Raw genomic sequence first — 18,797 nt, forward strand, 5'->3', positions numbered from 1 at the left:
TGATATATCCATTTTTACCTGTATACTTATTTATAAGTGACATACGTGGAGTAATCTAAGTTTCGTATTTACAAGATGTTAAAGTAGAGAAAATCTCTGCTTTTGAAGAAAGAAGGAATAGTATGAAGAGTCGGGCTGCTGTTGCATTTGCTCCAGGAAAACCGTTGGAGATTGTTGAAATTGATGTTGAAGATCCGAAAGAAAATGAAGTGATGGTGAAAATTCTGTACACGTCGGTTTGCCATACCGATGCTTTTACCTTATCCGGTGATGATCCGGAGGGTGTCTTCCCTGCTGTTTTAGGTCATGAAGGTGCAGGAATTGTAGTAAAAGTTGGGGAAAACGTGACTTCGGTTAAAGAAGGTGACCACGTTATTCCTTTATATACGCCAGAATGCGGGAAATGCGAGTTTTGTTTGTCAGGAAAAACTAACCTATGTTCTGCTGTACGTGAAACCCAAGGAAAAGGGCTGATGCCTGATGGGACCACTCGTTTTTCTTACAATGGCGAACCAGTCTATCATTATATGGGAACCAGTACTTTTAGCGAGTACACGGTGGTAAACGAAATCAACTTAGTGAAAATAAATGAAAATGCGCCGCTGGATAAAGTTGGCTTATTAGGCTGTGGGGTGACCACCGGTATTGGTGCCGTTGAAAATACGGCTAAAGTTGAAGCAGGTGCGGTTACTGCGGTCTTCGGTTTAGGAGCGATTGGACTGGCTGTTATTCAAGGATTGAAAAAAGCCAATGCTAAACGGATTATTGCGGTGGATACGAACCCTCATAAATGGCCGTTAGCCAAAAAAATGGGTGCCACTGAGTTTGTAAATCCGAAAGAGTTTGATCGACCAATTCAGGAAGTCATCATTGAAATGACCAATGGCGGAGTGGATTATAGTTTTGAATGTATCGGGAATGTGGAAGTGATGCGTTCTGCTTTGGAAGCTTGCCACAAAGGTTGGGGAGAAAGCATCATTATCGGCGTTGCCGGAGCCGGTAAAGAAATCCATACTCGTCCCTTCCAACTAGTCACCGGGCGCGTTTGGAAAGGCTCGGCTTTTGGCGGCGTAAAAGGGCGCACCCAATTGCCAGGAATGGTGGAAGATTACATGAATGGCGAGATTGACTTAGATTCCTTTATCACCCATCACTTAGATTTCTCGCAAATTAACGAGTCACTGGATTTATTGCATCGGGGTGAATCGATTCGCACAATGCTAACTTATGGAGGGTAGAGCTATGGCTGTAGAAATCCTGGAAACACATCGCTCATTTGGCGGGAAACAAATCAAATACCGTCACACATCAAAGATTCTGAAATGTGACATGACCTTTAGCTTATTCTTGCCGGAAGAGACACCGGATAAAAAAGAAACACCGCTGATCTGGTGGTTGTCTGGTTTGACCTGTACCGATGATAACTTTAGTCAAAAAGCGGCCTTCCAAAAATACGCTGCTGAACAAAATATTGCTTTTGTCATGCCGGATACTTCTCCTAGAGGCGCTACCGCCGATAGTGAAGATTGGGATTTAGGCCAAGGCGCTGGCTTTTATCTAAATACCACGCAAGACCCTTGGAAAGAAAATTTTCAAATGTATGATTATTTAACCAAAGAATTACCGGAAATCGTCTATCCTTTACTTCCTAATTTTTCGGGAAAAGAAAGTATTATGGGCCACTCAATGGGTGGTCACGGCGCTTTAGTTTTGGGATTAAAAAATCCTCAGCGCTTTGCGGCTATTTCCGCTTTCGCGCCGATCTCTAATCCTAGCAACGTTCCTTGGGGTCAAAAAGCCTTTACTGCTTACTTAGGCGACGATCAATCCGCTTGGAGCCAGTGGGATGCCACAGAAATTTTAAAAACCGCTGGTGAAAATCACCCACCGATTTTGGTGACTCAAGGGACAGATGACCCCTTTTACGAAGTCCAATTAAAGGAAGAGGCCTTTCTATCTGCCGCAAAAGCCGCAGGTGGTGAAGTCATCTATCAAAAAGAACTAGGCTATGACCATAGCTATTTTACGATTGCTACATTTATTGAAGCACACATTGCTTTCCATCAAGCACAATTAGACAAAGGCAAAAGATAAAATTGAAGAGTGTACAGAAAATGACGACTTTCTGTACACTCTCTTTTTTGTCCTACTAGATACAGTGTTCAATAAATCTGTCTTCTTACTCCACTGCGCCAGTCATATTAATCGTATCCTCAATTGCTGCCGGAGCTTCCTGAACCTCTACAGCTTCTTCCTTGTACAAAATCAAAGTCGCTACAAAGGTGCCGATCATTCCCACGCCACAACCAATCACCATCCACACTAAGTTCATAATGTTATCCGTGATATAAATCGGGAAGGCAAACACACCAGCACTGGCCGCAAACGCATAAGCATGAGCTCTACCCAGACCTGCAATGGCACCGCCGATTAAGCTACCAATCGCCGCACCAATCATTGGTCTTTTGAAGCGCAGGTTGATCCCGAACATCGCCGGCTCAGTTACCCCAGCCAACACCGCGGTAATCGCACAAGTGGCTGCGGAAGATTTGATGCTGACAGATTTTGATTTGAAGGCCACGGCTGCCGAAGCTGCACCTTGGTTCAAGTTAGCAATAATAATCGCTGTTAAGGCAATTGGTTCATAGCCTAATGTCGCAAAAGATTGCGTCAAGTATGGCGTGATGGCCGAATGCATACCGGTCAGCACCATGAATGGCCAAGCGGCTGCCAAGATCGCCACGCCGACAAAGCCCATTGTGTTGTACAACCACATCACACCTGCCGTAATATACACACCTAGCATCGCGCCGATTGGTCCAATTAAGCAAAGTGTCAACGGAATCATGATTAACAAGGTCACTAGCGGTTCCAAAATCGCCCGAATCGCCACGGGAGAAAAACGAACCACCTGCTCCTCCACCTTACTCATAACAAAGACCGCAATAATTGCCGGGAAAATGGTACTAGCATACGAAGCGCTATATACCGGTACTGACAAGAAATCCAAACGACCTTCAGCCAAAGCATTGATGAAATTCGGATGAATCATCATCGCCCCCAGCATCATCCCAAGACCCATGTTCCCGCCGAACTTCCGAGCTGCCGTAGCCCCCACAAATACCGGAAGGAAATAAAAGCCAGCGTCCCCTGCGAAATCCAAAATAATATAAGTGCCGCTCTCAGGACTAATTGCGCCGGTCATATTTAAGACTAAGGTGATGATCTTCAGCATCCCTGAACCGATCAATACCGGCAGCAACGGGGATACACAGCCAGCGAAGGCATCAAAAACTGCCGAAAGACTGAATTTTTTCTTCTCCTTCGATCCCTCTGCTACTTCATCGGCCGCTTTAGCCGCCCCTTCGATGTTGGTGATTTTCAGGATTGCGGCATAGACATCGCCAACCTGCTGGCCAATAATGATTTGGAACTGGTCTCCTGACCATTGGGAACCCACCACGCCATTCAACGTTTTCACTGCTGCTTCATCCACTAAGCTTTTGTCCTTTAGATTAAAACGCAGTCTGGTCATACAATGGGTAAAGAAGGTAACATTTTCTTCGCCGCCCAAACTTTCGATAATACTGCTGGCCAAAGCTTGATAGTTTTCTTTTTTCGCCATCTTTAATTTCTCCTTTTTTGTCATTTTAGGTATATAAAAACCCTCCACAAAAACCCCCGACTAAATCGGAAGCTTCTGTGGAGGGGTAATGCCCTTAACGGTAACAATCCTCTCGCGTGCATAATCGATTAATGTGTAACATGATATAAAGCAATTCTTCAGAATTCGGTTCCCAGCCGTAACGATCGCGGATGTAAGCAATCACCCGTTGTGCTGAGTGATACGATTGCGGGTATTCCAGCTTCACCGATTCCAAAATTTTCATATTTTCTGAGTTGTATTTATTTTCACTGCCTTCTCTGCGAATAAAGTACTGCATGTGGGAAACAAACCGCGCATAGTTCATGCTGCTGCGATTAATCATCAGCTGAAAGTCATCCTCGATAATCGTAGTGATGTCTTCTACCATTTGCGATTCCTTCTGGCTGTCATTGCTTTGGCTGGTGTAGCAGTTAATCAGATGCATGGCAATGCCTAACGCCTCATCGGGATAAAGCACCACCCCTAGCTTTTTCTTGATTAGCCGCAGCGCATACTCACCCACCTTAACCTCCAGCTTGTGGAGATGCCGGACATCGTAATAAATCGACAGCTTCACCGGCATATTCTTATTGTGCCGCAGGATAGCAAAGTTAATATGATCCGCCAAGGTAAACAACAAGTTCGACGGCAGCTCATGCTCCACCAGCATCGACGCATAATCCACAATGTTGGCGGTCAGCTTCAACACATCCTCAGGAATCTCATTGATCAGCTCCAAGTAGCGGGAGTTCACCCCGTAGAAGGTTCGCTCCACTTTGCTGAGGTCGGTTAATTCGTAAGGCGTCTTGGGAAAGCCGATGCCGGTGCCCATCGCAATCAATTCGCAGTTATTGTTATCCAGACAAATTGCCACGTTGTTGTTGATTTTCTGGATGACCTTCATTTGTCTGCTCCTCTTTTCCTACTCAATCTTTACAACAGGTGTGTCGCCTTTAGTAACTGCACCCTTTTTCATTAATACCGACAAGCCTTTCAGCTCGTTGCCGTTAGTAATTACCATCGGCGTCGTCAAATCGATGCCTTTTTCCTGCATCAGCTCCCGATCAACGGTGATCAAGGTTTGGCCATTTGCCACCTTATCCCCTACCGAAACGGCTACCTCAAAGCCTTCGCCATTTAACGCGACGGTATCCAAACCGATGTGAATTAAGACATCCGCGCCTGAATCGGTTGTAATGCCGATTGCATGCTTGGTTTCCGCAATCATGGTTACCTTGCCGTTACAAGGGGAGGCAATCGTCATTCCGTTATACTGGAAGGCCACCCCGTCCCCCATCATTTTTTGGGCAAAGACTTGATCAGGCACCTCTTCAATTGGAATGATCGCTCCGCTGACTGGAGCGGTTAACACGCTCTCTTTTTTCTTAAAAATCTTAAACATCTCTTCTCACCTTTCCATAAAAAAACACAGAGGCCCCCGAAAGTAGTTGAACTTTTCGGTAATGCCTCTGTGCGAGTAACAATCCTGTTTTTCTATTTGAGTAGATGCTACCACATAGAAAAAACGCTGTCAATCTTTTTACCAAAAATACTCAAGTTATTTAATTCTGTTGACTGCTTACCAAACTGGAAACTCCCAACTTATATTTCTGTTTTTTTATAAGAAAGCTCCATTACATACCTGCAGCACTTGACCCTTCACTCGGCGCCCCATTTTACTAGCAAGATACAAACAAGCATAGGCTTGATCAATCGGTTCAGTTTCCGGCAGATCCCAGTTGCAGTATTTACCGCCAAACTCTAACATCTTGTCGCCCCCCGGCTGTTCGCCAGCTTTATTGGCATAGTGCGCTGGAGTCAACGTTGCGCCAGGAGCAATCGCATTGCAGCGAATATCGGTGTCGCTTAGGCGAATAGCTACATTTTTCGTTAAGGTATTTAAAGCTCCTTTGGTCGCAGTGTAGGCAGCCCCGCAAATCGGACGTTCCCCATTGACAGAGGAAACATTGATAATCACCCCATCATTTTTAGGCAGAAAATACGGCAAGGCTTCTCGGATATAACGCATCGGTCCAGCTAAATTAATGTTCATCACCTGCTGCATCCATTCGTCCGTCGTCTCATCAATCATCGTCTGTTCACCTAACCCAGCGTTATTTACTAAGATATCCAGATCACCAAATGCCTTGACCGTTTCCGCAAAGACCCGTTTTGTATCCTCGGTTGAGCCGATATCCGCGACAATCCCCATCGCCTTTTGACCCTTCGCCTGGATACCAGCTACTACTTCATCCAGCTTGTCTTTACCCCGAGCGGTTAAAACAACAGACGCACCTTCATCGGCAAACAGCTCCGCAATTGTCCGTCCCATGCCATAGCTTGCTCCGGTGATGACTGCAACTTTTCCTTCCAACATGTATTTTTCCATGTCTGCTTCCTTCTTTCCGGTTTATTTGATATATTCACCTTAGCACTTAACCTTAAGTTTAAGTCAAGCAGCATTTTTAAAATAAAGTAAAATTGCCGTTTTTTCCAGAAAAGTGCAAAAAAAAGAAGCAATGATCAGCTCATCGCTTCTTTTTCTGTCCATTCTGGCAACCTTCGTTCAGCCTGTTGGAACTTCCCGTTGTCATAATCAGCTATTTTTCCATCCAAACGTTGCAGCGTTGCACCAATTTCTTCGTATTTGGCAGCTAAATTATCTCGCTCTTCTTGCAAGATTTGCTTGCGGCGCTCTAATGTAGCATCCCCTTGCTGATAAAGTGTCGTGTATTCAGTCAACGATTCCACTGAAAGACCGGAACTACGCATGCATTTGATAAATTCAATCCAGTTTAAATCTTCCTGTTGGAAATCTCGCACGCCGCCATTTTTTCTAGTAACTGGCGGGATCAAACCAACTCGCTCATAATAACGCAGGGTGACAGCAGTGACGTCCATTAATTTTGCAGCTTCTGATATATTCATAGGCTTCACCTCAAGCTCTTTCTAGCTATACTATAGCATGTTTTTTTAAGTTTAACTACTTTCCGTCAATGGTCTTATCACGTAAATCGTTGGAGAAATCCTAGTGAAGAATCGACTGTTTGTACAAATCCCACACCAAATAGTCTCAAGCTTCTTCACTAGATTAAAGAATTATTTAGTCTCGCTGATAATCACTAATGATTTGATGGCTTCCCGTTTATCCATCGCTTCATAAGCTGCCTGGATATCATCCAAAGCAAATTGCTTGGTAAACACTTTTCCAGGTGAAATCTCACCATTGATAACAGCGTCTAAAAGTACTTCTTTGTCGTAAGTGGTCACTGAAGCAACTCCGCCACGCAAACCAATATTCTTCCAGAAAAGTGAACTGGTATTCATTTCGGCTTTTTGCGGCACACCTACGCGGCCAATAACTGCGCCTGGACGGCAAATTTTAGCCGCCGTTTCCACGGACATTTCGGTCCCAACACATTCCAAAACCGCATCTGCTCCCGCATTGTTGGTCAATTCCATCACTTTAGCAATGGCTTCATCGCCACGTTCTTCGATGATATCCGTTGCACCGAATTCAAGAGCCAATTCTTGGCGGTCCTTGTAACGGCTCATCACAATAATCCGTTTAGCACCAAGTAATTTAGCACCAATCACACCGCATAGTCCAACTGCGCCGTCACCAATAACGACAACCGTCGAGCCTTCGCTGACTTCCGCTGTTTTCGCCGCATGGTAGCCGGTGGCCATCACATCTGCCAAGGTCAGCAGTGAGTTAAGGGTTTCTTCAGAATAATCCGATGGCTGGCCTGGAACCTTTACCAAGGCCCAATTCGCATTGGTAAAACGCAGGTATTCTCCTTGATAGCCGGCATTTCCGCCACGCTCAACATTGGTACAATTTCCGTCAAAGCCTGCTTTACAAGCCGCGCATTCGCCGCAGCCATGAGTAAAAGGCACAATCACAAAATCACCTGATTGAATGTCAGTCACTGCTGCTCCTACTTCTTCCACAATCCCGATTGCTTCATGACCAGCATGACTATTGGGTTCCCGTTTGGAAATCCCCCGGTACCACCACAGGTCCGACCCGCAAACACAGGCCCGCACAATTTTGATGATTGCATCGGTATCTTTTTCAATTACTGGCTTCGGTGCCTCGTGTACTTCCATTTTCCCTGGTTCAATAAATGTTGCTACTCTCATCATAACGCGCTCCAATCTTTTTCCACTAGTATTTGAGGAGGTTTCTCGTTTTACTATCGACCTTCCTCATCCTTTGACTACCGGTTCAGTCTACACCTTGGAGTCAACTCCAAGTCAAGCGGAATTCTCTTTGAACTGTTGCACACCAGACAATAAACGCTGCATGCCATCTTCTACCCGAGCAAAATTCGTCGCATAATTTAAGCGGATAAATCCACGACCATTTTCGCCAAAAATCGCTCCAGCGGTTAGATACAATCCGGTTTTCTCCCGGATAAACTGGCACAGGCTTTCAGCATCCTTGGTCAGCTGGGAACAGTCCAACCAGGCTAAATAGGTGGCTTTACTCGTTACCAAAGTAATCTCCGGTAAATATTCAGCGATAAAGCCCTCAATGTATTGCCGATTGAGGTATAAATACTGATTTAATTCCTCCAACCACGGTTCACCTTCTGTGAAAGCGGCAATCGCGGCTTGAATGGCAAAGCTGTTGGGCTCGGCCACCTCATCAGTATTAATGCCGCGATTCACCAGCTTCCGCAGCTTTTCATTTTTCACCACGATCGCCGCTGTTTGCAGACCGGCCATGTTAAAGGCTTTGGTAGCGGCACAGCACATAATGACATTGTTAACGACCTCCTCAGAAACCGCATAAAAAGGCGTGTACTTTTCACCAGGAAAAGTCAGGTCACAATGAATTTCGTCACTGATAATTACCACCCCATGCTTCAAGCACAGCTGTCCGACTTTTTCCAAGGTTGCCGCATCCCAAATTTTCCCGATCGGGTTATGAGGGTTGCAAAAAATCATTAATGAAGTATTCTCATCCGCCAGCTTGGCTTCCAGATCCGCAAAATCAATAGTGTACTCAGCACCGTTATAAACTAGGTCACTAGACAGCACTTCACGATAATTATTGACAATCGAATTGTAGAAAATATTGTAAACCGGTGACAAAATCACCACATTGTCGCCAACTTTAGTCAGCTTGCGGACAATCGAGGAAATCGCTGGAACCACCCCGGTACAAAACATGATCCAATCTTCATTCAGGATTAATCCATGACGACGACTCCACCAGCTGGCAATTGCCTGGTTGAATTCAGGTGGAACTGAGTTGTAGCCAAAAATCCCGTGATCCGTCCTCTTTTTGATGGCTTCGATAATGACGGGTGCTGTTTGAAAATCCATATCCGCCACCCACATCGGCAGCTCACCTTCGGATACCTCCCATTTGTAGGAATTTGTTTGAAACCGATTGGTTGCTTGGTCGAATTTTTCCATACTTACCTCCTTATGACTTGAACTTTACGGTAAGTATAGACCTTAACCTTTACTTTAAGTCAAGAGGATAGTTGATTTTTCAGCTCCAACATTCTTAATTCAGCTAAAAACATTCGACTATAGTGGGGCAGCGGATTTTCCTTTTTCCACACTAAATAAACATTCGCTTCTACTGGTGGATTAAAAGGGATGAATTGATAGCCTTCGCCAATTAAGTAATCATTGACGACCCCATAGCCCATTTCCGCATCGATTAAATACAGCGCATCTACTAATGATTCATAGACCGCGGCAATTCGAAAATCCTCCAACCGGTCTGCGATTTCTTGATGCAGTTCTGGTGACAGCTGGTCTTTTTTAGGCACCAGCAAGGGCTTTTCCCTCAGCTCGGCCACCGATAACACATTGGGATGACCTGCTTTCGGCAGCAAAACCCCCCAACGATCTGTAGTCGGAAACAGGTAGCTGTCGAATTTTTCCTGGTCAAAGGAGCCGGTAATCAAGCCAAAATCAATCAGCTGCTGGTCTAAAAGCTCCAAAATGGTCTGCTGTTTTTCCTGAACAAAGTGAATCGACTGCAGCGTCGTTTCTTCCGCCATTTTTCGTTTCACTCTCAACAGCTGCGGCAACACATGACTGTCCATCATGGCAATCGACAGTTCCGTCTGACGCATTTGACTAAAAGAGTAGTTCAGTAAAGCCAATATTTCTTTTGCTTCAGCGAACAAATCCGCTCCTGCTGGAGTCAAGACTAATTGATTGTTTTCAAACACTTGGATGTTCAATTGTTTTTCTAAAGTTGATAGGTGTTCAGTTAGTTCTGAGAGGCTTACGTTCAACCGCGCGGCAGCAGCCTTGAGACTACCCTGCTCCACGATTGTCACAAAAGAATCCAACCATTTATGCTCCATCTAGCTCATCCTCCTGATTTCTAAACACAAAAACTGCTGCTAATTAGCTTTTTGTTGAATAGACTGAGGGAGGGGTCTTCCATGAATCATCAAGACAATTTCAGATCGTCTCTGACTTCACTCCCCTAGCTGTATCTATATACCCCAATACTAGAGGGAGTTTGTGAGGAAAGTGTGAGGAAAAATCTAGGGCTTCGCAAACAATTGTGAGAACGACCTGCGCATGTCGTCTCACAGCTGTTTCGCCCTTTAGCTAGTGGTTCTAGCTTAATTTTACGGTGACAGGAAGTTATTAAGAAAAGGTAACCCTGCCTGATGGTGGATGCTTGCTTGTTTTATACCATGCCTAAATAAGCATTCGCACGGAACACTTTGCCAGAGCTGCGGTCAGCTTCAACCAAAGAAATCGATCGTTTTCCTTTGGTTGAAACAGAGCAAGCTAGTCCTTTTTGTCCTTATTCTTTTCCCGTTTCCAACGATTGATGGCTTTTTTGCGTTTTCGTTTATCGGCAGAAAATCCAGCTAACGGATTGGTGCCTTTTTTGCGTTTCGGGAACCAGCCAGAGCGTTTTTCTTCTGCTGGATCTTCCTCGACTTCTTCGATCATTTCGACGGATTGCCCCGCCGGTGCGCTGGTCAGTTGATCGGTGACGGTCGCGTTTGGTATGAGCGGTGGCGCTGCGTCTGCTCCTTCTGGCATGGTTATGACAATATCATCCAGGCTAAAGTCCTCCAAATTCGCCCCTTCTGGCAGGCCGGTTCTTAATAAGGCCTCCAATTCTTCATCGGACATTTGGTTCGGTTGATAATCCTCTGGGACGGTAACACGTATCTGCAGTGTACCTCCTTGTGAGACTGGTTTGTCCTGGGTTTGGATTGGTGCTGACTTTGTTGGTGCTGCATGTGGTGCACTTGCTTGCATCAGAGCAGCTGCTGATTGTGATGCGATTCGTGATGGTTGTTCCACTTGAATTGATGCTGTCTGTACGTTGGTTGCTGGAGCTTCGACAGCAGGGACTTCCTCCATTTGGACAGACTCCGGCTGTACGTCGATTGTTTGAACTGGTGCTGCTGGAGCAGCTTCAAAGTCTTCTTCATTTCTTAAATCAAAAATCGGTGTTTCAATCGTTTCCACGAATTTGGCACTGATGACTTTCGTGAACATACTGATGCCGTCTTTTTCAAACAGATTCAGGCTGGCTAATTTTTCCAGACTCGCGCGAATTTCTGCGGCGGGTTTATTGCGATCAGGGTCTTTTATACTAAAGCTATGGCGACGGCCAATGCCGTTTTCAAAGGTTGTACTTAAGGTTAACATGGGTTCATTCCTCTCTTTGTTAGGATATCTATGTGAATTTGGTCAATGTTGTTTCCGGTTTCATTTCTGTCTCGTCAAGGTACCGCAAATGCTTCGGGACGGACTTCTTCGATCAGGTCCATTAGTTGGGTCAGTTTTTCAGTGACAAAGCGTTTGACGGTAAACAGACGGGAGGTTAAGTGCTTCCATTCCTTGGCGGTAAAATAATCTAGAAATAAATAATAATAGCGGCGCAGGGCGCGAGTTGTTTTGGTTTTTAAGAAAATATGGCGGACTAATTCCTTCAACACGAAGCTGAAATCTTCAACGCTTAATTCGTCGCGAATTTGCAAAGCGACTAAGTACTTGATGGTATTTTTTGAGTCCCCGGTTTCATTGTAGAAGGTTCCTACGCGATCCTCAGCGGTAGAGCGCTTCCATGTGAACAGACGGGAAATTTGTAATTCTTGCAAGTTGCATGCCTCCTTTTTTTGATTGACTAGTTTTCATTTTGTACGATATCGACGATTACAGGCTACCGCACCTTTTACTCATTGTCAATCGTTTTTTTAATATTTTTTCACGTTGTTGCAGAAAAACGCTTATAATACAAGGATTTCAGCTGATATTTTTTTATAACCGGTTTGAATTATTTGAAATAAACAGAGGGTGCTCCTTGTGCATCGCATAAATACACTCCAACATCCGCTTAATAGCAGCCTATAAAGACGAAACCATCCGATTTTTATACTCCGGAAAGGATTTTATTCTGAAATGAGAAACGACATTCTAATAATTGAGCTTTTTACTTAACCGCAGAAACAAAGTGACTACATCAGTTATCTTAATGTAGTCACTTTGTTTCCTAAATGATAGATCCAAACCAAGAAAAACATCTCTGGTTTTACTTTCAGCTTGCTCTTTTTACGCCTATAGAGTAAATATATTTCCCCAAAAAGTCAACGAGCATTTTCGGGGAAAAACCTCTAAAAATCGCTAGAAGTCGCCATATTATAAGCTTTCTCTCTGCTGCTATCAATTTTCCCCTTGAAATTTCTAAAAATTGAGTGAACGATTTGATCTTTTTTTGCGTATCTTATGATTGAAGCATGTTTTATTCTCCATCAAAAAAAGGCCTGATCTTCACTACTGACAAGGAAGATCAGGCCTTTACTTCAACCCACGATTATTCAGCTAATTCAAAGGTCACCTCGACCCCTCTGCGTCCCAGTGCCTGCGCTAACCCATTGGGATTGTCCACTGCACCAATTGGGCTATACGTATAGGAAGTTGGAAAGCTTTTGTAAAATAAAACCAGACAGTTAGAGCCGTAAAGCATCAAATCGCCGTTTTTGATTGCGCCAACTCGTTGACTGTTGGTTGGCAGATTTCCCGGAAAATAATAATACTTTTCGTTGCCGTTCAATTCGTCCATATCTACAGTTAAAGGCAGCATGGCTCTAAACGCCTCTGCAGTTTCGCCTTCGTTAATAGTCCCTTGAAACCTTTGATTCCCTACCGTAATGACTAAATGATTCATCGTAATTTCCTCGCTTTCAGATGTTTGACTCGTGATATTTTCGGTAATTGTGCTGGAAGTGGTTGTTGAAATTTGACTGACTGCCGTCGTTTGAACCGTACTGCTTTCCTCGCTTTGCTGATCACTTTCTTGATCGATCAGATCCACACTAGAGCTGCAGCCGCTCAAAATGATTAAAATCATCAAACAAAACAGGATGCGTAATTTCTTCAATAAAACCCCCCCTCCAACTCTTTCTACTACTACCTTACTCCTTAACCTTAACGTGAAGGCAACAAAAAAAGCGGATTTTTCCGCTTTTCTATGGTTCTATCTGATTTTGCCAAAAGGCCATTGCCTGGTCCTCCCAGCCTTCTGCTTCGGTACCGATCCCTAAGCCAAATCCGTGGCCGACTCGATTAAAGGTCACGATCTCAGCATTGACTCCACTGTCCTGCAGATTCTGAATTCGAGTACGCATGGTGTCAGCACTGGCAATCGGGTCGTCTTCACTGACTACCGCGAATGTCGGGGTGTCTTCTTCGCCGTAATTACGATGCCCGGTATACGCAGTCACGATGGTCGCCGGACTTTCGCGGGCATCGCCGCCATAAGCAGCCACACCATTCGTGCCGATATTGGCAACCATTCTTGCCCCGGCGGAACTGCCCCACAAGGAATAATCCTCGGTGGAGACCTCCAGTTCTTCGGCATGATCCTCAATAAACGAAATTGCTCGTGCTAAATCCTCGGTAGCAATCCGCTCATTGCCTACCTCATATTTCGAAACAAAGGCATTGTACCCCGCCTGGCTGATTTCCATCGCGTAGGGGAAGCCTTCATGCAACGAGCCTACATAGGAAAAACCGCCCCCTGGCGCCACCACCGCATAAGGCGCATCTGCCTCTCCCCGATAAAAGAACAGACCAGTATTGCGTTTCTGCGGATTTCCTGCCATTTCTTCTTCCGCATAAATCGGATAAAAAATCCTTTGGCCGTTTTGCTGCTCCTCGATTAAATGATTCACCGCCGCCACAGAATTCTCTGGATTAATCTGACCATGATAAGGCATCAGCTGATCCATTTGGGTTAAGGGCATATCAGCATCCACGGTCCGATTGTCCCACGGCAGCAGCAGCTGACCAAAGCCGTCGAAAGCCGGGTGATCGGTCATATCACCAATCCGATCATTAACAGTTAACAGCCCGTTTTCACCGCTTTGATTGGTAACTTCACCTGAAGAATTTGTCATAGTAGGATTCGACGCCTCCCCTCGTGAATAAAGCAGCACTAAAATAGCCGCACACAAAACACCAACCAGCACCCAAGAAGCTTTATTCCACATGGCGTATCGCCTCCCGTTTCCTCAAAATCAGACTTGTCTAATTTCACTCAAGTACACAAATTGTCCACCCATTTTGTTGAAGATAGTCTCCATTTTGTCCCAATCCACCGAACGATCCTTCGTGCCGTTGGGGTCATTGAGATACACTGTTTTCTCCTGGTCAAAACCGGTAATCACCGCCGCATGAATTAGCGGCGAGACAGTCGTGGTACCCTCGTCCATTTCCCAAGGTCGGAAATCCTCATCCGTAGGCACTTCAAAATCAATCGTGGTCACAATCCAAACCGGCGTTCCTGCCGCAACAACCGACATCAGTTCATCAAAATCACCCTTCGAACCAGCGGATACGCCGAAACGGTGACCTACCATATCTTGGGCTAATTTAGCAATCGGCTCAACTGCCACACCCATCGTGCCTTTCCCTTCATAAATATTGCCCACGAAGCCTTCGTGGGGATTGCCGTAGTTGCCCTTTTCTGTGATCAGCGGGACATAATCCAGTTGATCGGCTAATTGATTCTTATCGGTTTTCACACCATGATACTGCAAAAGCATCGACAGAGCCGTGACTTCACAGCCATTTCCTAGCGCTTCGCCGGCAAATTGATTTTCCAGAGGAACGTCTAAGCGAATTTGACTAGGAAGTGGTTCCGGCTCACTGACTGGAACTGGGATAGCTTGGGGCTGCTCCTGTGTTTCTTCAGCCGTGTAAACTTGCGGCTCATGGATAAACAGGCGGGGGGATTCTAAAGTAAAAATAAGTGCTAAAGTGATCACGATAAGTTTTCCTATCTCCTTCAAACGTCTTCCTCCTTTTTAAGAAAGGCTTCACAAAACCCGAAAGTCTTGTGAAGCCGGATACTATTGATAATTGACAATTAGCGAATAAAATTCGTGAAGGCTTTAGGCTCCTCTTGGGGAACCGGTACATTAGAAGCATGGCAGCATTTAATCAAATAGGCCATATTGTCGGCTAAGACTTCCAAGGTTTGAACCCCTTCTACATCCTGGTACACCTCTGCCGGAGAATTGCCGTGAATTTGATTCCAGTAGTTGGATGAAACTACCGGCATTTGACGGATAGTGAAATACTTGTTCAACTGATCAAAAGCGGTACTCGCTCCCGCCCGCCGACAGCTGACAACGCTGGCACCAAACTTCAGCCGCAAATCCTCACTCGGCATGCTGTAAAACAACCGATCGAAGAAGGATGACGCCGCACCCGTTATAGAGGCATAATGCACCGCCGAGCCTAAAATGACCCCGTCTGCTTCTCTGATTTTGTCCGCCGCCTCATTAACTAGATCATCGGAATAAAAACATTTGCCTAATTTAGTACATTTTTGACAGGCAGTACAGCCGATAATCGGTTTATTCCCAACATGAATAATTTCACTGTCCACTTGATTCTCACTTAGACGATCTTGAATGATTTTTAACCCTGTGTACGTACAGCCGCGCTTTCTTGGACTGCCATTAATCAACACTACTTTCATTTTCTCCACTCCTTTTGTTGAACATCCAGCAAAGCAAGCTGCAAAATCACCGTTGACTTCACCAGCCCTCACCTTGCTTACATATCTATTCTACCCCCTAGAGTCCACTTCAAGGCAAAGTTTTTTTGATTTTTTCTTTAGATGCCATTTACCCAGTCAACGACCTCGTGCCGGGAATCAGCCACTTCACTACGGGAAATCGATAGCGCATTGCCGTAAACAGTGGCCTCTGGCTGTAAATCTCCAATCGTTTCAATGGTCCCCGATAGTCCACTGCCGCCATGAGTGGAAAATGGAATAATCGTTTTGCCGGCAAAGTCATGAGATTCAAAGAAGGTATACATCGGCATCGGCAAATCGCTGAACCAGTTTGGATAGCCCACAAAAATTGTGTCGTAATCAGCTAGGTTTTCAATTTCCGCCGTTAGTTCAGGCCGGGCATCCTCAGATTGTTCCTGATCTCCTTGGTCAACTAGTTCATCATGATCGGCGGGATATTCCTGCACCGTTTCAATCCGGAAAAGCTCGCCGCCGGTTTCTTCACTAATGGTTTGAGCTAAAAATTGGGTACTGCCCACAACTTCTCCCTCTTCTACTACCCGGCTGGCACCAGCCAAGGCGTCGGTTCCTGTTTCTTCTGGTTCAGTAAAATAAGCCACCAGCACATTTTCGCTTAATTCGACGTTGGTTGAAGCGGCTCCGGAATCGCTGCCGTCAGCTACCTCGCTCTCCGTATCATTACTACAAGCCGTTAATCCGGTCGCTACCAAGATCATCAAAATTGCTCGTAAAAATTTCTTCATATCTTCTCTCTCCTTTATTCTCTCATCATTTTTCCTCTAAGGCACGCACAAATTATCCTTTTTTCCTTACTGCTCCTTCATCTTAAATTTGATTTGTGAGAGAAATGTGAGGGTTCTTACAAAGTTCAGAAAACTTGTTTTAGATCATGAAAATGCCGTCGTTGCCTGTGCTATACTAAGTTCAAGTAAAGTTCCTACATATATAGGCAGGTGTAAAAATGAAAAATATTTTAATTATTGATGACGATGTCCATCTACGAGCGCTGGTAAAAACCTACGCTGAATTAGAAGGCTACCATTGTTTAGAAGCCGCAAATTACGATCAAGCAATCAGCCAGGTGGAGCAAACCAACTTTGACATTATTGTCTTGGATGTGATGATGCCCGGCAAGGATGGCTTTGAAACCTTAGCAGAAATCCGCAAATTTACCGAATGCCCTGTGATTATGCTTTCAGCCCGCAAAGAAGAATACGACAAACTGTTGGGCTTCAACCTGGGTGCTGATGACTATGTACCAAAACCCTTCAGCCCGAAAGAATTGATGGCGCGAATTAAAGCGGTTTTAAAACGCAGCGGTCAGTCCGAGGACAGCCCGAATATTTTCGGCGGACTGGAAATCAAAGAAAAATCCCATGCGGTAACCATTGACGGGACACCGTTGGTTTTGACGCCGAAGGAATTTGATTTATTGATCTATCTAGCAAAAAATGATCAGATTTGTTTGGATCGGGAAACGATTTTAAAAAATGTTTGGGGCTACAATTATTACGGCGATACCCGCACGGTGGATACCCACATTAAGTCATTGAGGGATCGGCTGGGAAATTACCGTGATTTGATCACCACAGTTTGGGGGGTCGGCTATAAATTTGAATACGACGAAAATAAAATCACTCAAGAATTACCTTAGAAGCAAGCTGCTGGTGAAATTGTGGCTGGCCAACATGCTTTTAGTCGCGATTGCCATTATCTTTCTTTGGGTGATGCAGATTCTGCTGTTTGAACCGAATTATATCGAGGCTACTATGGAAGACTCCTATGCCCGAGTGGAGCAAAATGCCGAAGAGCTGCGGGAAATCGATCAAATCGATCCCAACAGCAGTGAAAATCCGCTGAAGTTTTTAAGCAAAACGATTATCGGTCTGGTTTTTTTAACTGATGAAAGCGGCGAAGTCCTGTACGTTTACAACAACGGTCAAGAGCTGGAGCCTTCATCCTTAGAAAATCATTACGATTGGTTAACTGCTGAGTCAGGCACCGTCATTGAAGGACGAGAGCTTAAAACGGTGGAGAAATTTCCTAAAAACTCCGCAATCGTAATTGGCGTACCTACCGAATATCAAGGTCAGCCAGTGGCTTTACTGATGTATAACAACATTACTCAGACCGAAGCGTTGCAGCGGTTAAACCGCCACCAGCTGCTGATTTTCAGTTTGCTGCTGACACTGGTTGCTTCGATTGTTTCTTTTGTGTTGTCGAAGCATTTTTCTACTCCGATTATTCAGATTAAAAATACCGTCACTGATTTAACCAAAGGCCTGTTGACCTCGAAACCTAATGTCAAACGGCAGGACGAATTAGGCCAGCTGTCGGAATCTGTCAGTGAATTAGGCGAAGAGCTGCAGCGAGTGGAAGTATTAAGAAAAGAAGTCATCGCCAATGTTTCCCATGAATTGCGAACTCCGTTGGCCCTGATTACCGGCTACGGCGAAATGGTGCGGGATGTTACCGGCAATAATGAAGAGCTACGGAACAATAATATGGACCTGATTATCCGGGAGGCCCATCGTTTAAGCGAGATGGTGGATGATATTATGGATTATTCCATCATGCAGGCGGGCTATTCTGATTTGCACTTGGAGACCTCCAATCTTTACTGTCTGATTGAGGCCTCCGTGGAATATGCCCAAGGTGTTGGCTATCAATACGATATTTCGCTTGATTTTCACAGCTTCAGCAAGGATATCCCGCTGAAGATGGACGTAATGAAGATGAGCCAGGTCCTGCGGAATCTGTTAAACAATGCCATCAATCATACGAAAAGCGGCGAAACCATCACGGTGGAAATCGATAAGCTGTCGGATCGAATCAAAATTTCCGTGATTAATCCCGGCGACGATATCCCTGAAGATCAAATGAAGGAAATTTGGGAAAGATACCAGCGAGTGCAGCATCAAGGGGGACACAAAGAAGGCACCGGCATTGGCTTAGCCATTGTCAGTACCATTTTAACCGCCCACCAGATGACCTATGGCGCCGATTCGAAAAATGGCCGGACCAGTTTCTGGTTTGAAATTCCAAGCAAATAAAAAGGGCGTTGCCGAAATTTCGGTTCTTTCTCAAGTTTGG

At 45.0% G+C, this 18,797-nt stretch carries 19 protein-coding genes; 4 read left to right on the plus strand and 15 right to left on the minus strand.

What is annotated here, in order from left to right; translation table 11 throughout:
• The first annotated feature begins 122 nt into the window (after positions 1-122).
• Both JZO70_RS14605 and fghA read left to right on the plus strand, forming a co-directional pair.
• Entirely contained in the window at positions 123-1,238 is a 1,116-nt protein-coding gene (locus JZO70_RS14605) for an S-(hydroxymethyl)glutathione dehydrogenase/class III alcohol dehydrogenase (RefSeq protein WP_207674383.1), read from the plus strand.
• Between the two features lie 4 nt (positions 1,239-1,242).
• The gene (gene fghA / locus JZO70_RS14610) at positions 1,243-2,094 is read left to right on the plus strand and encodes an S-formylglutathione hydrolase (RefSeq protein WP_207674385.1); all 852 of its coding nucleotides are present in this window, start codon (positions 1,243-1,245) and stop codon (positions 2,092-2,094) included.
• 85 nt (positions 2,095-2,179) lie between these two features.
• Here the strand turns inward: fghA and JZO70_RS14615 are convergent, their stop codons facing one another.
• The 15 genes from JZO70_RS14615 to JZO70_RS14685 form a co-directional block, all read right to left on the minus strand.
• Positions 2,180-3,625: a PTS transporter subunit EIIC gene (locus JZO70_RS14615; protein WP_207674387.1), complete on the minus strand. Its 1,446-nt coding sequence runs from the start codon at positions 3,623-3,625 to the stop codon at positions 2,180-2,182.
• 94 nt (positions 3,626-3,719) lie between these two features.
• A complete protein-coding gene (locus tag JZO70_RS14620) occupies positions 3,720-4,550 on the minus strand; it encodes a PRD domain-containing protein (RefSeq protein WP_207674389.1) in 831 nt (276 codons plus the stop codon).
• Positions 4,551-4,568: 18 nt separating this feature from the next.
• Positions 4,569-5,048 (minus strand): PTS sugar transporter subunit IIA, encoded by a 480-nt coding sequence (locus JZO70_RS14625; protein ID WP_207674391.1) that lies wholly within the window; start codon positions 5,046-5,048, stop codon positions 4,569-4,571.
• A 216-nt stretch (positions 5,049-5,264) separates the two neighbouring features.
• Entirely contained in the window at positions 5,265-6,035 is a 771-nt protein-coding gene (locus tag JZO70_RS14630; RefSeq protein ID WP_242703960.1) for an SDR family NAD(P)-dependent oxidoreductase, read from the minus strand.
• A 134-nt stretch (positions 6,036-6,169) separates the two neighbouring features.
• Positions 6,170-6,574 carry a MerR family transcriptional regulator gene (locus JZO70_RS14635; RefSeq protein WP_207674393.1) on the minus strand — a complete coding sequence of 135 codons (405 nt, stop codon included), beginning with the start codon at positions 6,572-6,574 and terminating at the stop codon, positions 6,170-6,172.
• Positions 6,575-6,745: 171 nt separating this feature from the next.
• Positions 6,746-7,792, minus strand: coding sequence for a zinc-dependent alcohol dehydrogenase family protein (locus tag JZO70_RS14640; protein WP_207674423.1), 1,047 nt, complete (start codon positions 7,790-7,792; stop codon positions 6,746-6,748).
• A 114-nt stretch (positions 7,793-7,906) separates the two neighbouring features.
• Positions 7,907-9,076, minus strand: coding sequence for a MalY/PatB family protein (locus tag JZO70_RS14645; protein ID WP_207674395.1), 1,170 nt, complete (start codon positions 9,074-9,076; stop codon positions 7,907-7,909).
• 59 nt (positions 9,077-9,135) lie between these two features.
• The gene (locus JZO70_RS14650) at positions 9,136-9,987 is read right to left on the minus strand and encodes a LysR family transcriptional regulator (protein WP_207674397.1); all 852 of its coding nucleotides are present in this window, start codon (positions 9,985-9,987) and stop codon (positions 9,136-9,138) included.
• A gap of 439 nt (positions 9,988-10,426) precedes the next feature.
• Positions 10,427-11,305, minus strand: coding sequence for a DUF2922 domain-containing protein (locus JZO70_RS14655; protein ID WP_207674399.1), 879 nt, complete (start codon positions 11,303-11,305; stop codon positions 10,427-10,429).
• A gap of 74 nt (positions 11,306-11,379) precedes the next feature.
• On the minus strand, positions 11,380-11,757 hold the full coding sequence (locus JZO70_RS14660; RefSeq protein ID WP_207674401.1) for a hypothetical protein: 378 nt from the start codon (positions 11,755-11,757) through the stop codon (positions 11,380-11,382).
• A gap of 713 nt (positions 11,758-12,470) precedes the next feature.
• The gene (locus tag JZO70_RS14665; protein WP_207674403.1) at positions 12,471-13,037 is read right to left on the minus strand and encodes a cyclophilin-like fold protein; all 567 of its coding nucleotides are present in this window, start codon (positions 13,035-13,037) and stop codon (positions 12,471-12,473) included.
• An 88-nt stretch (positions 13,038-13,125) separates the two neighbouring features.
• Positions 13,126-14,148, minus strand: coding sequence for an alpha/beta hydrolase (locus JZO70_RS14670; protein ID WP_207674405.1), 1,023 nt, complete (start codon positions 14,146-14,148; stop codon positions 13,126-13,128).
• A 27-nt stretch (positions 14,149-14,175) separates the two neighbouring features.
• Positions 14,176-14,949: a C39 family peptidase gene (locus JZO70_RS14675; protein WP_207674407.1), complete on the minus strand. Its 774-nt coding sequence runs from the start codon at positions 14,947-14,949 to the stop codon at positions 14,176-14,178.
• Positions 14,950-15,026: 77 nt separating this feature from the next.
• The gene (locus JZO70_RS14680; RefSeq protein ID WP_207674409.1) at positions 15,027-15,644 is read right to left on the minus strand and encodes a flavodoxin family protein; all 618 of its coding nucleotides are present in this window, start codon (positions 15,642-15,644) and stop codon (positions 15,027-15,029) included.
• Between the two features lie 137 nt (positions 15,645-15,781).
• Positions 15,782-16,447, minus strand: coding sequence for a flavodoxin (locus JZO70_RS14685; protein ID WP_207674410.1), 666 nt, complete (start codon positions 16,445-16,447; stop codon positions 15,782-15,784).
• 218 nt (positions 16,448-16,665) lie between these two features.
• Between JZO70_RS14685 and JZO70_RS14690 the strand changes: the two genes are divergently transcribed.
• Positions 16,666-17,358: a response regulator transcription factor gene (locus JZO70_RS14690; RefSeq protein ID WP_207674413.1), complete on the plus strand. Its 693-nt coding sequence runs from the start codon at positions 16,666-16,668 to the stop codon at positions 17,356-17,358.
• A gap of 13 nt (positions 17,359-17,371) precedes the next feature.
• Positions 17,372-18,757 (plus strand): ATP-binding protein, encoded by a 1,386-nt coding sequence (locus tag JZO70_RS14695; RefSeq protein WP_347565166.1) that lies wholly within the window; start codon positions 17,372-17,374, stop codon positions 18,755-18,757.
• Positions 18,758-18,797: the final 40 nt, after the last annotated feature.

This window comes from Candidatus Enterococcus moelleringii (assembly GCF_017377575.1).
Classification (GTDB): domain Bacteria; phylum Bacillota; class Bacilli; order Lactobacillales; family Enterococcaceae; genus Enterococcus_A; species Enterococcus_A moelleringii.

Excerpts from the sequence above, each read along its gene's own strand:
- JZO70_RS14670 (WP_207674405.1), bottom strand. The coding sequence starts at position 14,148 with ATGTGGAATAAAGCTTCTTGGGTGCTGGTTGGTGTTTTGTGTGCGGCT.
- JZO70_RS14640 (WP_207674423.1), bottom strand. The coding sequence starts at position 7,792 with ATGAGAGTAGCAACATTTATTGAACCAGGGAAAATGGAAGTACACGAG.
- JZO70_RS14680 (WP_207674409.1), bottom strand. The coding sequence starts at position 15,644 with ATGAAAGTAGTGTTGATTAATGGCAGTCCAAGAAAGCGCGGCTGTACG.
- fghA (WP_207674385.1), top strand. The coding sequence starts at position 1,243 with ATGGCTGTAGAAATCCTGGAAACACATCGCTCATTTGGCGGGAAACAA.
- JZO70_RS14650 (WP_207674397.1), bottom strand. The coding sequence starts at position 9,987 with ATGGAGCATAAATGGTTGGATTCTTTTGTGACAATCGTGGAGCAGGGT.
- JZO70_RS14620 (WP_207674389.1), bottom strand. The coding sequence starts at position 4,550 with ATGAAGGTCATCCAGAAAATCAACAACAACGTGGCAATTTGTCTGGAT.
- JZO70_RS14615 (WP_207674387.1), bottom strand. The coding sequence starts at position 3,625 with ATGGCGAAAAAAGAAAACTATCAAGCTTTGGCCAGCAGTATTATCGAA.
- JZO70_RS14645 (WP_207674395.1), bottom strand. The coding sequence starts at position 9,076 with ATGGAAAAATTCGACCAAGCAACCAATCGGTTTCAAACAAATTCCTAC.
- JZO70_RS14625 (WP_207674391.1), bottom strand. The coding sequence starts at position 5,048 with ATGTTTAAGATTTTTAAGAAAAAAGAGAGCGTGTTAACCGCTCCAGTC.
- JZO70_RS14690 (WP_207674413.1), top strand. The coding sequence starts at position 16,666 with ATGAAAAATATTTTAATTATTGATGACGATGTCCATCTACGAGCGCTG.
- JZO70_RS14655 (WP_207674399.1), bottom strand. The coding sequence starts at position 11,305 with ATGTTAACCTTAAGTACAACCTTTGAAAACGGCATTGGCCGTCGCCAT.
- JZO70_RS14685 (WP_207674410.1), bottom strand. The coding sequence starts at position 16,447 with ATGAAGAAATTTTTACGAGCAATTTTGATGATCTTGGTAGCGACCGGA.
- JZO70_RS14605 (WP_207674383.1), top strand. The coding sequence starts at position 123 with ATGAAGAGTCGGGCTGCTGTTGCATTTGCTCCAGGAAAACCGTTGGAG.
- JZO70_RS14630 (WP_242703960.1), bottom strand. The coding sequence starts at position 6,035 with ATGGAAAAATACATGTTGGAAGGAAAAGTTGCAGTCATCACCGGAGCA.
- JZO70_RS14635 (WP_207674393.1), bottom strand. The coding sequence starts at position 6,574 with ATGAATATATCAGAAGCTGCAAAATTAATGGACGTCACTGCTGTCACC.